This is a genomic window from Pseudonocardia sp. GCM10023141, from assembly GCF_042653605.1.
Window position 1 is genome coordinate 1 of sequence record NZ_JBHSIR010000076.1, and the last position, 12,806, is coordinate 12,806.

Annotated in this window: 18 protein-coding genes and 1 pseudogene; 8 read left to right on the plus strand and 11 right to left on the minus strand. The window is 74.3% G+C overall.

The annotated features are described in order from the left end of the window. Window positions 1–1,155 (plus strand): annotated as a pseudogene (locus ACFPFQ_RS42750) (hypothetical protein); the annotation flags it as partial. Window positions 1,156–1,161: 6 nt separating this feature from the next. Here the strand turns inward: ACFPFQ_RS42750 and ACFPFQ_RS42755 are convergent. The 9 genes from ACFPFQ_RS42755 to ACFPFQ_RS42795 form a co-directional block, all read right to left on the minus strand. Further along, the gene (locus ACFPFQ_RS42755; protein WP_379629002.1) at window positions 1,162–2,754 is read right to left on the minus strand and encodes an alpha/beta hydrolase; all 1,593 of its coding nucleotides are present in this window, start codon (window positions 2,752–2,754) and stop codon (window positions 1,162–1,164) included. A gap of 152 nt (window positions 2,755–2,906) precedes the next feature. Beyond that, on the minus strand, window positions 2,907–3,587 hold the full coding sequence (locus ACFPFQ_RS42760) for an alkaline shock response membrane anchor protein AmaP (RefSeq protein WP_379629003.1): 681 nt from the start codon (window positions 3,585–3,587) through the stop codon (window positions 2,907–2,909). Next, complete coding sequence (locus ACFPFQ_RS42765; RefSeq protein ID WP_379629004.1) at window positions 3,584–4,135, minus strand: DUF6286 domain-containing protein; 552 nt, start codon at window positions 4,133–4,135, stop codon at window positions 3,584–3,586. The genes ACFPFQ_RS42760 and ACFPFQ_RS42765 overlap by 4 nt, the downstream gene beginning before the upstream one ends. 34 nt (window positions 4,136–4,169) lie before the next feature. Next, window positions 4,170–4,562 (minus strand): Asp23/Gls24 family envelope stress response protein, encoded by a 393-nt coding sequence (locus ACFPFQ_RS42770; RefSeq protein WP_379629005.1) that lies wholly within the window; start codon window positions 4,560–4,562, stop codon window positions 4,170–4,172. After that, complete coding sequence (locus ACFPFQ_RS42775; RefSeq protein WP_379629006.1) at window positions 4,559–4,738, minus strand: hypothetical protein; 180 nt, start codon at window positions 4,736–4,738, stop codon at window positions 4,559–4,561. Before ACFPFQ_RS42775 ends, ACFPFQ_RS42770 begins: the two co-directional genes overlap by 4 nt. Before the next feature lie 27 nt (window positions 4,739–4,765). Then, window positions 4,766–5,017, minus strand: coding sequence for a hypothetical protein (locus tag ACFPFQ_RS42780; RefSeq protein ID WP_379629007.1), 252 nt, complete (start codon window positions 5,015–5,017; stop codon window positions 4,766–4,768). After that, window positions 5,014–5,331: a hypothetical protein gene (locus tag ACFPFQ_RS42785; protein ID WP_379629008.1), complete on the minus strand. Its 318-nt coding sequence runs from the start codon at window positions 5,329–5,331 to the stop codon at window positions 5,014–5,016. The genes ACFPFQ_RS42780 and ACFPFQ_RS42785 overlap by 4 nt, the downstream gene beginning before the upstream one ends. 42 nt (window positions 5,332–5,373) lie before the next feature. Next, window positions 5,374–5,883: an Asp23/Gls24 family envelope stress response protein gene (locus ACFPFQ_RS42790; RefSeq protein WP_379629009.1), complete on the minus strand. Its 510-nt coding sequence runs from the start codon at window positions 5,881–5,883 to the stop codon at window positions 5,374–5,376. A 97-nt stretch (window positions 5,884–5,980) separates the two neighbouring features. Then, entirely contained in the window at window positions 5,981–6,712 is a 732-nt protein-coding gene (locus ACFPFQ_RS42795; protein WP_379629010.1) for a pyrimidine reductase family protein, read from the minus strand. A 185-nt stretch (window positions 6,713–6,897) separates the two neighbouring features. Here ACFPFQ_RS42795 and ACFPFQ_RS42800 point away from each other — a divergent pair, with 185 nt between their 5' ends. From ACFPFQ_RS42800 to ACFPFQ_RS42815, 4 genes are all read left to right on the plus strand, one after another. After that, complete coding sequence (locus tag ACFPFQ_RS42800; RefSeq protein ID WP_379629011.1) at window positions 6,898–7,944, plus strand: FecCD family ABC transporter permease; 1,047 nt, start codon at window positions 6,898–6,900, stop codon at window positions 7,942–7,944. Beyond that, entirely contained in the window at window positions 7,944–9,053 is a 1,110-nt protein-coding gene (locus tag ACFPFQ_RS42805) for a FecCD family ABC transporter permease (RefSeq protein WP_379629012.1), read from the plus strand. The genes ACFPFQ_RS42800 and ACFPFQ_RS42805 overlap by 1 nt, the downstream gene beginning before the upstream one ends. Further along, window positions 9,050–9,883 carry an ABC transporter ATP-binding protein gene (locus ACFPFQ_RS42810; protein WP_379629013.1) on the plus strand — a complete coding sequence of 278 codons (834 nt, stop codon included), beginning with the start codon at window positions 9,050–9,052 and terminating at the stop codon, window positions 9,881–9,883. The genes ACFPFQ_RS42805 and ACFPFQ_RS42810 overlap by 4 nt, the downstream gene beginning before the upstream one ends. A 111-nt stretch (window positions 9,884–9,994) precedes the next feature. Next, window positions 9,995–10,603 carry a Uma2 family endonuclease gene (locus ACFPFQ_RS42815; protein ID WP_379629014.1) on the plus strand — a complete coding sequence of 203 codons (609 nt, stop codon included), beginning with the start codon at window positions 9,995–9,997 and terminating at the stop codon, window positions 10,601–10,603. Here the strand turns inward: ACFPFQ_RS42815 and ACFPFQ_RS42820 are convergent. Both ACFPFQ_RS42820 and ACFPFQ_RS42825 read right to left on the minus strand, forming a co-directional pair. Then, window positions 10,573–10,767, minus strand: a complete 195-nt coding sequence (locus ACFPFQ_RS42820; RefSeq protein ID WP_379629015.1) for a hypothetical protein — start codon at window positions 10,765–10,767, stop codon at window positions 10,573–10,575. The genes ACFPFQ_RS42815 and ACFPFQ_RS42820 overlap by 31 nt on opposite strands. Window positions 10,768–11,022: 255 nt before the next feature. Further along, on the minus strand, window positions 11,023–11,190 hold the full coding sequence (locus tag ACFPFQ_RS42825; RefSeq protein ID WP_379629016.1) for a hypothetical protein: 168 nt from the start codon (window positions 11,188–11,190) through the stop codon (window positions 11,023–11,025). Window positions 11,191–11,294: 104 nt separating this feature from the next. On the opposite strand from ACFPFQ_RS42825, the gene ACFPFQ_RS42830 reads away from it, so the two are divergent. The 3 genes from ACFPFQ_RS42830 to ACFPFQ_RS42840 are packed head-to-tail and all read left to right on the plus strand — an operon-like array spanning window position 11,295 to window position 12,789. Next, window positions 11,295–11,420, plus strand: coding sequence for a hypothetical protein (locus tag ACFPFQ_RS42830; protein ID WP_379629017.1), 126 nt, complete (start codon window positions 11,295–11,297; stop codon window positions 11,418–11,420). A gap of 26 nt (window positions 11,421–11,446) precedes the next feature. Then, on the plus strand, window positions 11,447–12,292 hold the full coding sequence (locus tag ACFPFQ_RS42835; RefSeq protein WP_379629018.1) for a PPK2 family polyphosphate kinase: 846 nt from the start codon (window positions 11,447–11,449) through the stop codon (window positions 12,290–12,292). Next, a complete protein-coding gene (locus ACFPFQ_RS42840) occupies window positions 12,289–12,789 on the plus strand; it encodes a hypothetical protein (RefSeq protein ID WP_379629019.1) in 501 nt (166 codons plus the stop codon). The genes ACFPFQ_RS42835 and ACFPFQ_RS42840 overlap by 4 nt, the downstream gene beginning before the upstream one ends. Window positions 12,790–12,806 lie beyond the last annotated feature (17 nt).

Sequence of the window (12,806 nt, forward strand, 5' to 3'; positions counted from 1 at the left end):
GCCCGGGCCGCCGCCGCGATCGCGACCGCCGCCCGCGCCGCCGAGGAGGCGGAGGACGCCGCCGACGCCGCCGCGTACGCCGCCGAGGAGGCCGCGGCCGCCGCTGCCGCCGAGCAGGTCGCAACCGAGCACGCTGCCGCCCTCGCCCGCAACGGGGCCCGCAACGGGGCCGGTCAGAACGGCGCTGCCGACAACAACGGCGCCAACGGCATGCCGCACAATGGCTACCGCCCGTTCCCGCCGGGTGTGCCACAGCCCCGAGCCGCGTTCCCGACCCCGGGTGCACCGGGCCAGCACGCCCAGCCCTCCGGCCCGCACCGCCTGCCTGCCTCTGGTCTGCCTGCCTCTGGTCTGCCTGCCTCTGGTCTGCCTGCCTCTGGGCCGCGGCCCTATCCCGGGCCTGCGGCCCCTCCCACCGACGACATGCCCGCGGCCGAGGCGACGGCCGTCATCGCCGTGGTGCCGGCCGATGCCACCGCCGTGATCGCCGCGGTGCCGGCCGAGGGCCCGGCCCCCACCACCGACCTCGGCTCGATGACGGTGCCGGGCCGTGCGGCCGGCGGGCGGGCCGCCCGCAGGCGCGCCCAGGAGGCGGCCGAGGCCATCGCGCGCGAGGCCACCCGCGACCCGGCCACCGTCGTGCTGCCGGTCGGCGAGGAGCCACCGGAGCCGGCCCCCACCGACCATGCTGCCGACGAACCCTCACCGGCGCGCAAGGCCACCGGCCGCAAGCGGTTCCGCCTCCGCGAGACGCCGCCGGTGGTGCTGGTCGGCACCGGGGTGGGTGCCCTGATCGTGGTCGCGGCGGTGCTGGCCAGCACGGTGAGCACCCCGCAGACGCCCTCACCTGCGGCGATGCAGGCCCCGGCCGCCACGAGCGCTCCGGCCGCCCAGAATCCGGCGCCGGACGCGATCCCGGCCGTCGACCCGACCAGCGACAAGGCCGTGGCCTACCTCGGCGCGCTGCGCAACGCCGAGATCACCACGAGCCGCAGCGGGCAACCCGAGACCGAGGCCGCCGCGGTGATCTGCGAGCAGTTGGGCAAGGGCGCCGATGAGAACGAGGTCGTCGCCGCGCTCCCGGCGATACTGCCCACCGTCACGAAGAAGCAGTCACCCGACGTGGTGCGGTTCGCCAAGAAGTTCTACTGCTGATCGCCGTCAGGGCGGGCAGAGGGTGCCCGACTGCGGCACCACACCCTGCACCAGCATCGCGTCCACCACACCGGTGACGCACGCCGTGCGCGGGTAGGCGCCCGAGCCGGCGCCCTGCCAGCTCAGGAACTTGGCCGTGGCGAGACCGTCGGCGGTGCGCCGGGCCCCGTCCATCGGTGCTCGCGGGTCGGCGGCGCCGCCGATGACGAGCAGGGGCGGCGCGCCCACGGCGGTACCACCGGCGAGCACGGGACCGCCGGTCGGCCACGGCGCGCAGTCGAGCAGCTGCAGCGCCATCGTCGCGCCGAACATCGGGTAGGCGTCGCGCCAGTGCCCGGCGATCGTGCTGATCTGGCCGGGGGACAACCTGCTGCGCGTGTCGTTGCAGGCGGTGGCCAGCATCTCGTCGTAGCGCCCGTGCGGGCCGATCACCGGGTCGACGCTGTTGAGCAGCGGCGTCGGGTCGCCTGCCCTGGCCGTGGCGAGCGCCGTTGCCAGTGCGGGCCAGCCGGTGGGCTCACCGAGGTTCCAGAGCACGGCGAGCAGCGCGCCGCCGGAGGTGAGCCTGCGCCCGTCCGGGGCGGCGATCGGGTGGCTGCGCAGCGCCGTGACCAGCGCCATCACGGCGGCCCGTGGATCGGGTCCGAGTGCGCAGTCCGGCTTGGTCGCGCACGAGACCGCGAACGCGCTGAAGGCGGCCTCGGCGGCCTTGGCCTGCGCCTCGCCCAGGTCGGGCTGGTCGAGGCCGGGCTGCTGGGGACCGTCGAGGACGAGCCGTCCCACGGCCTGCGGAGAGGTGCGGGCCCAGCTCGACAGCGCGCCGGCGCCGTCACCGAACCCGATGGCCGACAGCGTCCGCACCCCGAGCGCGGTCCGCAGCGGCTCGATGTCGGCGGCCGTGGCGGCCGTGCGGTAGGTGCCGATGTCGCCGTCGAGGGCGATGTTGCACTCCTGCACGACGTCGCGGGCGCTCTCGAGCAGGCTGGTGAGGTCCTTCTCCGACGTCGCGCTCGGATCCGCGTCGACCAGCGCGGCGCGGGCATCGTCCGGAGAGCAGTTCAGCGCGGCGGCTCCGGCGCCGCGCCGGTCCAGCCCGACGAGCGTGTACTGCTCGAGCAGCGCGGGCGCCACCTGCAGTGCGAGCAGCACGGCTGCCCGTGCCGTCGACTCACCCGCGCTGTCGCCGACGACGAGCAGCGGCGGCCGGTCTGCGGGGGCGCCCGTGGGGCTGACCCGCAGCACCGACAGCGTGAGGCCCTGTGAGGTCGGGCTCGTGGGGTCGGCCGCGACGGTGAGCTCGCCGCAGTCCATGTGCAGGCTGCGGTCGGCGGGTGGCGGGGTGCGCAGTGTCGAGATCGTGTCGGTCGTGCAGTCGACGAACGGGATCGTCGGGCGCTGCTGCTGCGGATCGGGGAGCGCGTCGGGCGGGGCCGGGGCGGCGGCGTCGGGGGCGGGCGGCACCGCCCGCGTGTCGCCCCGCACGGCCACCGGCGGGCGCTGCGACGGCCCGACGCTGCACCCGGCCACGAGCAGGCCGACCGCGGCGAGCAGTGCCGCTGCCGTGCGGGCGCCGCGCGGCAGCGGTCGTGCTGATGCCACGTGCGCCCTCCAGGCCGGTCGTGCTCGACGTTCCCGGTGGGACCTTTCCGTACGCACGGTGTGGCGGTGGTGAACGCGACCGCGCCAACCCGTTGGCCACCGCGCCAACGGCGTGACGTCGGCGCGGTGGCCACTTGGTTGGCGCGGTGGATTCAGCTGACGCGGCGGGTGGCGGTGACGCCGTCGAGCTCCAACCGGACGGCGACGGGCAGCGCAGCCAAGCCCAGCGAGTCGCGGGCGGCCACGAGGACCTCGGACTCGAGCCGGCGCAGCACCTCGCTGACCACGGCGTCGTCGGCGAGCCACAGCGTGACCCGCAGCGCCGGTGCTCCCGGCGGTCCGACGAGCCGGGCCCGGGCCCGCCCGACGCCGGGCAGCTCGGCGGCCTGGCCGGCGACGGCGTCGGCGGCCGCGGTCGCGCTGACGACGATCGAGGTGTCGGCGCCGGACTCGACCACCACGTCGGGCCGGCGCTCCGGGCGCACCGACCGGGCGGCCCAGGTGAGCCCGAGCACCGCCAGCAACAGCCCGGCGACGATCGCGATGATGCGCGCCAGCAGCGGCTGGGACCGCATCGCGTCGACGATCATGGGGTCCAGCAGTGGCCGCCCGGCCCGCGCCGTGCCGAACACGCCGTAGGACAGCAGCGCGACGAGCGCGCCCGCGGCGAGCAGCACGAGTCCGACGAGGATCGCGAGTGACCGGTCGCCGGTGGCCGACCGCCCGACCGCGGCCAGTGACCGCTTGCGCAACGCCTTGCTCGGCGGCGCGGCGGGTGTCATCTCGATGGCGGCCGGACCGGTCTCCTGGGTGGTCGTGCGGGGCGTGGTCATGCGGGGCCCTTCCGTTCCTGCACCGTGACGGTCACCCGGGGGCTGCGCCGCAGCGGCAGCTGCTCGAGCAGCGCGTCGACCCGCTCGGTGACCGAGGTGCGCAGCTCGGGACCGGCGTCGCCCCAGCCCTGCGCCGACACGGTGACCTTTCGGGCCGACGCGGTGACGCTGGCCGCGGCGACGTCCTCTGCCGAGCGCACGCGCCTGCCGATGATCCGGGCCAGCACGCGGGGTGAGGTGGTGACGGTCATGGCGCCCGCGCTGCCGACGTGCCGGGCGTCGAAGTGGATGTCGGCACGCCGTGCGGAAAGCCCGATGAGAACGAGCAGGAGCCCGGCCACGGCCACCCCGATGGCGATCCAGGGAACCGGGTTGCTGGCCCAGGTCAGCTGCTCCAGCAGCGTCCGCCAGTCGTGCCACGGCACGACCAGTCCGGCGGTCGCGGTGGGCCGCACCCATGCGGCGACGACCTCGATCACCAGCAGCACCCCCACCGCGGCGAACGCGAGCGCGATCAGCGGCGTCAGCACCCTGAGCAGTACGCGCATGTCCGTTCCCTTCTGGAGCTACTGGAGCTACTGGCTACTGGAGCCGGGCGGCCGCGGCGGGAGCGCCGCGCAACCCGGCGACGGTGACGGCCAGCGCCCGCACGTGGTGCCCGGACATCCGCGTCAGGTCGTCGTCGACACGGGCGCGCACGGCGTCGACGACCGACCGCACCGACGCCGGGTACTGCAGCGTCAGCTCCAGCCGCACGTCCACGGCCAGCGGGTCGTCGGAGCCGGTGGTGACCTTCGCGTTCGAGCCCGTGAGCCCCACGTCGATGCCGGCGACGCGACGCTCGTGGCGCAACGTGCCCGGTACCTGGTCGGCGGCGTACTCCACGATCTTGCGCAGCACCGTGGGATGGATGTCGAGCCGGCCGCGGTCGTCGCTCCCGGCGGCGCCTGCCGGCACCGGCGCCGCGCTCGTCACCGGTCCCGGCCTCGGCCGAGCATGCCGCTCAGGTCGAGCTCACCGTCGAGCACGCGGCCGATGACAAGCCCGAGCGCGCCGACGACGAGGGTGATGAGGAAGGCGGAGAAGCCGCCGAATGCCCCCACCGCACCGAGGATGAGACCTGCCAGCAGGCCGGTCTGGGTCGCGTTCATCGTGGTTCTCCTCATGAGGGACGGGTCCTACTCGACCCTGCGCTGTTGACGGTGCCACCGCAGCGTCCTGATCAGTGCTACCGCCACCCGCAGGGGCACCGGTAGGGGCGTCACCACTTCGATGGGGGCGTCGAACCGGGCTGCGGCCGCTTCCGGCTGCGTCTCGGGCCGGGTGGCGAACCGCGCCATTCCCGCCACGAACGCGTCGGGGTCGCCGCCACGGTCGGGATGGTGGGTACGGACGAAGTCGCGGAACTCCGCGCGTTCCTCGGGGGTCACGGGTGCTCCCCGAGCGGTCCGAGCTCGATGTCCTCGACGGTGATGTCCACCGGCACCCCGCCGACCAGCGGCGCCACGGCAGTGCGCAAGGCGCGCACGACGTCGGGGATCGGCGCGCCGAGGCGCAGCACGACGCCGACCTCGACCGGCTCGCCGGTCGCCCCGACCCGGACCCCCGCGAGCCGCCTGCCCGGCAGGTAGGTGGCCACCGCGCCGAACGGGCCGCCGTGCAGGCCGGCGACCGCGGGGTGTGCGGTGACCACGGCGGCCACCTGCTCGACGAGCGAGGGCGGAACCGGCTCGCTGGACGCCATCACGGTGCTCCTGGCCTGGGGTGTCGGGGGAGGGTGAGTCTGCTACTCGACGCGTGCGGGCTGGGTGACGGGCAGCTCGCCCTCGTCGTCGGCGTCGGGCAGGTGGATGTCGTTGACGGCGATGTTGACCTCGATCACCTCGAGGCCGGTCATGCGCTCCACGGCGGTGATCACGTTGCGCCGCACCGCGCGGGCCAGCTCGACGATGGAGGCGCCGTACTCGACGACGATGTCGAGGTCGATCGCCGCCTGCTTCTCGCCGACCTCGACCTGCACGCCCGCGATGTTGGACGCGCCGGCGCCGCCGCCGGGGATGCGCTCGCGGATGGCGCCGAACGCGCGGGACACGCCGCCGCCCATCGCGAAGACACCGGAGATCTCCCGGGCCGCGATGCCGGCGATCTTCTGCACGACCGAGGCCGCGATCGTGGTCTTGCCCTGTGTGGTGTCGTCGGCGAGCCGGGCCGGGGCGACCGATCCGGTGACCGGGCCCGCGCTGCCGACCGTGCTGGGCGTGGCCGATCCGGGGGTCTTGGACGTGGGGGTGGTCATGTCCGCTCCTTCGTGAGGGTCGTTCACTCGGTTCATCGTTGCGGTGTCGGGTCCTTCGGGGATAGGACGAGGCTGCCCGGCCGAACCTCCCGGTGTATCACCCGATCGGACCAACCCGACGGTAGCGCAGGAGCAGGACGCCGTCCTCGTGCAACGCCGTCACCAGCTCCATCTTCCGGGCGATGGCGCCGTCGGGACCGTCGACGATGCGGGGCGCACCGGCCCCGGCGAGCAGCGGGGAGACGGTGAGGCACAGCTCGTCGACGGCATCGGCGGCCACCAGCGAGTTGTTCAGCGTCGGGCCGCCCTCGCACAGCACGCGGTGCAGGCCGCGGCGGCCCAGCTCGGCGAGCACCGTGGCCGGGGTGAGGTCGGGCAGGACGACGACGTCGGCGCCCGCGGCCGCCAGCGCGGCGCGGCGCTCGGCGGGCGCCGTGGCCAGCGTCAGGACGATCGGGGGGACGGCGGTGTCGGTGAGCAGCCTGCTCTGCGGGTCGATCCGGGCCGAGCTCGTGATCACCGCGATCGGGGGCGGGACGTCCGTGCCACGGGTGGGCCGCCGGGCACCGCGGTAGTTCTCGGCGCGCGCGGTGCCGGAGCCGACGAGTACGACCTGCGCCAGTTCACGCAGCGTCGCGAACACCCGCTTGTCGGCCGCGGAGCCGAGGCCGCCGGAGACGCCGTCGAGCGCGGCGGCGCCATCGATGCTGGAGACGAAGTTGACCCGCACCCAGGGGGCCGTCAACCCGTCGGGGTAGGCGTAGCAGCCTGCGAGGTCGTCGTCGCTGAGCTCCGCGTTCGGGTCGATCGACGGCCACAACCTGATCACTGCGACATCTCAGCACGAACCGCGCTGCGCCGTCCGGTCGACACGGCCGTCGGATCGTCTCCCGACGGTGGGCACGTAGGCGAGGCTCACCTATGGTGAGCACGGCACGGCTGAGGCGTACCCGATCGGACCTGGAGGACGGCGCACAGTGATGACGGCAGCGCGATGGTGATGGCAACACAGTGGTGACGACCGCCACCCCGGGGCCGCCGGTCGTGAAGAGCGGCGGTGCCGCGCTGCGCCGTCGCCGGCTGCTGGGGATCGCGTTGCTGCTCGCGGTGCTGGTGGTCGTCTGCCTGCTCAGCGTCGCGGTCGGGGCCAAGCCCATCGCGCTGGGCAACGTCTGGGGCGCCCTGTTCTCCCCGACGGGCAGCGAGGACGACATCGTGGTGCGCTCGCTGCGCATCCCGCGCACGGAGCTCGGCCTGATGGCGGGGGCGGCGCTCGGGCTCGCCGGCGCGCTGATCCAGGGCCACACCCGCAACCCGCTCGCCGACCCCGGCCTGCTGGGCGTCGACGCGGGCGCCGCGTTCCTGGTGGTCATCGGCATCTACGCGTTCGGCGTCACCAGCCTGTTCGGCTACGTCTGGTTCGCCTTCGCCGGCGCGCTCGCCGCGAGCGTCGCGGTCTTCGTGCTCGGCTCCACCGGCCGCGGCGGGCCCACCCCGGTCACGCTCGCGCTCGCCGGGGCCGCGGTCTCGGCGTTGCTGGCGGCGCTGACGTCCGCGGTCATCCTCATCGACGTCCAGACGCTCGACGCCTACCGGTTCTGGGCGGTCGGGTCGCTGGCCGGGCGCGACGTCTCCGTGGCCTCGCAGGTGGTCTGGTTCCTCGCGGCGGGCGCGGCCATCGGCTTCGCCAGCGCGCCCGCGCTCAACGCGCTCGCGCTCGGTGACGACGTCGCGCGGTCGCTCGGCCACTCCGTGCGGCGCACCCGCATCGTCGGGATCGTCGCGATCACGCTGCTCGCGGGCGGGGCCACCGCCGCGTGCGGCCCCATCGCGTTCGTCGGGCTGGTGGTGCCGCACGTGGTGCGGCCGTTCACCGGACCCGACTACCGCTGGCTGTTGCCCACCTCCGCGCTGGCAGGCGCCGTGCTGCTGCTCGTGGCCGACGTGATCGGGCGCGTCGTCGTGCGACCGGGGGAGCTGCAGGTCGGCATCGTGCTCGCGCTCGTCGGCGGGCCGTTCTTCGTCTGGCTCGTGCGCCGCCGGAAGATGGTGCAGATCTGATGGCCACCCCCGTGACGATGGAGCCACGCCGCCGCATCACCGCGGCCCGCGTGCCGGGCCGCCCCGCCATCCGTCTGGGCCGGTTCTCGGTGGTCTGGCGGCCCCGCACCGTGATCGTGATCGTCGCGACGGCGGCGCTGCTGCTGCTCGGCATGGCGCTCAACATCGGCCGCGGCGAGTTCCCGATCAGTGTCAGTGACGTGTTGTCGGTGCTACTGGGCGGCGGTGATGCCGGCCAGCAGTTCATCGTGCTCGACCTGCGGCTGCCGCGATCGCTCACCGGTGCGCTCGTGGGTGCCGCGCTGGCCGTGGGCGGCGCCATCACCCAGACCATCGCCCGCAACCCGCTGGCCAGCCCCGATGTCATCGGCTTCACCGCGGGCGCGAGCGCAGCCGCGGTGTTCCTGATCGTGCTCGGCGGCGGGTTCGGCGCACTCGGCGGCATCCTCGCGCTCGCCGGGCTCCCGATGGCGGCGCTGTTCGGGGGCCTGCTGACCGCCACCGCGATCTACCTGCTGGCCTGGCGCAACGGCGTGCAGGGCTTCCGGCTCGTGCTGGTCGGCATCGGCATCAACGCCATGCTCTTCGCCATCGTGCAGTGGCTGCTGGTCGTCGCGGAGGTCTACGAGGCCGCCCGCGCCTACACCTGGCTCAACGGCAGCCTCAACGCCCGTGGCTGGGAGAACGTGGTGCCGGTCGGCATCGCGCTGCTGGTGCTGGTGCCGGCGGCGCTGATACTCGCCCACGTGCTCGGCGCGCTGTCCTTCGGTGACGACACGGCACGCGGGCTGGGCATCTCCGTCGACAAGTCCCGCACCTGGCTGCTCGTGGTCGCGGTGGGGCTCGTCGCCGTGGCCACCGCATCCGCGGGCCCCATCGCCTTCGTGGCGCTGGTGGCGCCGCAGATCGCGCAACGGCTCGTCGGGGCCGCGCGGCCGCCGATCGCCGCGTCGATGTTCGTCGGTGCCGCGCTCACCGTCATCGCCGACCTGATCGCCCGCACCGCGTTCGGCGCCACCGAGCTGCCGGTCGGGATCATCACCGCGGTGCTCGGGGCGCCGTACCTGCTGTTCCTGCTCGCCCGTCACGGCCGGGAGGCCCGCGCATGACCCAGACGAGTGCCGAACCCGTGTCGGCGAAGACCCCGACAGGGGTGCGGCTGCGGGCCGAGGACGTGGCACTGGGCTACGGCGAACGCACCGTGGTCGATCACCTGGACCTCGACGTCGTCGCGGGCACCGTCACGGCCGTCATCGGGCCCAACGGCTGCGGCAAGTCCACGCTGCTGCGCGCGCTGGGACGGCTGCTCAAGCCCACCAGCGGGCAGGTGCTGCTCGACGGCAAGCGCATCGACAAGATCCCCACCCGGGAGGTCGCGAAGGTGCTGGGGCTGCTGCCGCAGTCGCCGAGCGCCCCGGAGGGCCTGACGGTGGCCGACCTCGTCGCCCGCGGCCGGCACCCCCACCAGGCCTGGTACCGGCAGTGGTCCTCCGACGACGAAGAGGCCGTCACGCAGGCGCTGCAGTGGACCGGCATCGCCGATCTCGCCGAGCGTCCCGTCGACGAGCTCTCCGGCGGGCAGCGTCAGCGCGCCTGGATCTCCATGGCGCTCGCGCAGGGCACCGACCTGCTGCTGCTCGACGAGCCCACCACCTTCCTCGACCTCGCCCACCAGGTGGACGTGCTGGAGCTGGTGCGCAGGCTGCACCGGGAGGCAGGCCGCACCGTCGTCATGGTCCTGCACGACCTCAACCTCGCTGCGCGCTACGCCGACCAGCTCGTCGCGATGTGCGACGGCAAGATCGTCGCGGAGGGCGAGCCGCACGAGGTGATCACCGAGGAGCTGCTCGCCGAGGTCTTCGGCCTCGCCGCCCGCGTGATCAAGGACCCGGTGGCGGGCACACCGCTCGTCGTCCCGATCGGGGGCGGGCCCGCCTGACTGGGCCTGCCGATCGGGAGTCACTGTCGGTCTACCAGCAGTTCTCGCCTGTCACCGTGTCACCATGGAGCACAAGCGCGTGACCTGCACGACGAGTGAGAGGCGCCGGCTGTGGACCTTCCCGTGCTCGACCACGAGGGCCCGTGGACCGAGGCCGCGTTCCTCTCCCTGCTCCCGGTGTCGGCACCGCAGGGCGCGTCGCGGATCGAGCTGTCCGACGGCTCGCTCGTCATCGGCCCGGGGTGCGGTCCGGCGCGCGCCGTCGCGGTCGCGCGGGCCCGCGCCGCGGTGGCCGCGGCGCTGCCGGACGGGCTGCGGGTGATCGGGCCGGTGCCGCTGCGCCTGGGCCCGGACTGCGTGCTCGTGCCCGACCTCGTGGTCACGCGTATCCGGCCCGACGCCGCGGACGCCGAGGACGCCGCGGAGGTCATCATCGACGCCGGCGCCGCGCTGATCGTCGTGGAGGTCGTCGGGCGGGAGCACGGCATCACCGACCGCGCGTTCAAGCCGCAGCTCTACGCCCGCAGCCGCATCCCGTACTCCGTCCTCATCGACCACGACCACCCCTTCGCGGCCGCCCACATGATCATCAGTGGTCGCTACCACGAGTACGCGCGGGCGGCCGCGGGCGAACGGCTGGTGCTCGAGGAGCCGTTCCCGCTCGAGATCGACCTCGACGCGCTGGCCCGTCAGGACGGACCGGTGTCGGCCGCGGGCTGAGCACCCGATCCCGGCACCGCCTCGCGGGTCCGTTCCCGGAACCACCGCTGCGCCGGATCGGCGTCCGTGCGCGGGTGCCAGGCCATGCCCAGCACCAGCGGCGGCAGCGCCAACGGCACGTCGAACACGTGCAGGCCGAGGCTGCCCGGCAGCTCGCCCGCCATCGTCAGGCACACCAGGTCGAAGCCGCGCGCCAGCAGCAGCGCGGCGGTGTGGCTGTGCGGTGATCTCGCCCCGGGTGAGCGGGTGTCCGGTGCGCACGGCCCCGACCATGCGGATGCGGGCGAGCTCGCGGGAGCAGGTCTCGGGGTCGAGGTGGTCGAGGTGGTCGAGGTGGTCGAGCACGACGATCTCGACGTCGATGGTGCCCTCGCGCAGCGCGGGGGTGTCCTCGAACGCGTCGGACGCGAACCGCGCGCTCACCCCGGTGCGTCGCGGGCGACCGCGGCCAGCAGCGGTCCGGCGATGGCGGCGAGCACCATGTCGCCGGCCTGCACGGTGAACGTGCGCACCAGCGCCGCCGGATCGAGGGCACCGGCGGGGGCCACGTCGAGTACCCGCCGGATGCGGCCCAGCATCCGGCTCATCGCGGCGGGGGAGGGTGTGCAGCCGCTCCGCCGCTCTCGTGACGCTGCGCTCCTCCAGGAGGGCGTCCAGCGCCGCCCGACGGCACCGCGGGTACGTCGCGTCGGTGCTGGCGTCGACCGTGACGGTGGTGGACCTCGAGCGCGTCGAAGTGCTCGCGACGCTGCCCGTCGAGCGTCGCGGCGAGCCCGGCGCGCACGGCCTCGCCTACGTGCCGGCTCCGGTGCGCTGATCGACTCTCGACTACGCTGCGCGCCCATGGCGAAGTCCGTGCGTGAGGCCTTCCGGGTGCCGGCCGATGTCGACCTGGAGGAGCTCGACCCGCGCGAGCGACCGGTCGGGCCGAATGACAAGTCGGCGGCCGCCGAGGACATGACCGATCTCGCCACGCGGCTCGACGGCCTGCAGGAGGCGCTGTTCGCCGAGGCCATCGGGGGTGGGAAGCGCGCCGTGCTGCTCGTGCTGCAGGGCATGGACACGTCCGGGAAGGGCGGGGTCATCCGGCACGCCGCCGGCCTGGTCAACCCGCAGGGCCTGCAGATAGCCTCGTTCAAGCGGCCCACCGAGGAGGAGCGGGCCCACGACTTCCTCTGGCGCATCCGCAAGGAGGTGCCGGTGGCGGGCCGGATCGGGGTGTTCGACCGGTCGCACTACGAGGACGTGCTGATCGCGCGGGTCGACTCGCTCGTGCCGAAGAAGGTCTGGCAGGCCCGCTACGGGAAGATCAACGAGTTCGAGGCCGAGCTCGTCGAGAGCGGCGTCACCCTGATCAAGTGCATGCTGCACATCTCGCCGCAGGAGCAGTCGGAGCGGCTGCTGGCCCGGCTCGACGATCCGGCCAAGCGCTGGAAGTACAACCCCGGTGACCTCGACACCCGCAGCAAGTGGGGGGCCTACCAGGAGGCGTACGAGGCTGCGCTGCAGGAGTGCAGCACCGACGTCGCGCCGTGGTACGTGGTGCCGTCGGACCGCAAGTGGTACCGCAACTGGGTGGTGGCCGCGCTGCTGGCCGAGACGCTGACCGCGATGGACCCGCAGTTCCCCGTGGCCACCATCGACGTCGACGCCGAGCGGGCGCGCGTGGCCGCGAGCGATGTGACGTGACGATCCGCCGTCCGGCCCGACTGCGGGTCCTCGCCATCGTCCTGCTCGCCGGGGCCGTCGTACTCGGTGGTGCCGCGTGCTCGGCACCCGCTCCCCAGCCTGCCCCGGCACCACCGCCGACCGCGGCGGCGCCGGTCACCCCGGCTCCGGCCACCGGCCCGACGAGAGCCACCGATCAGGCCGCCTGCTCCGCGCACATCGCCACGGCCACCGCGGTGAACGGCATCGCGAAGGCGGCGCAGGCCGCCCCGATCCTGCCGGCTGCGGTGGCGCTGTTCCTGCTCGATGCCCGGTCCAAGGCCGCCCAGCCGATGCTCGATCCCACGCTGGCGGCGGCGCAGTCCGAGCTCGTGGCCGCCGTCGACGACCTCGACGCCCAGGGCAAGGCCGCGCTGCCACCGGGGGGCAACCCGGCCCAGGATCCCGTGCACCTGGACATGAGCCGGATCACCGCGGCCGTGGCAGCGGTGGGCAAGGCGTGCACCGCGCTCGGATGACGGCGCCAACCCCGTAG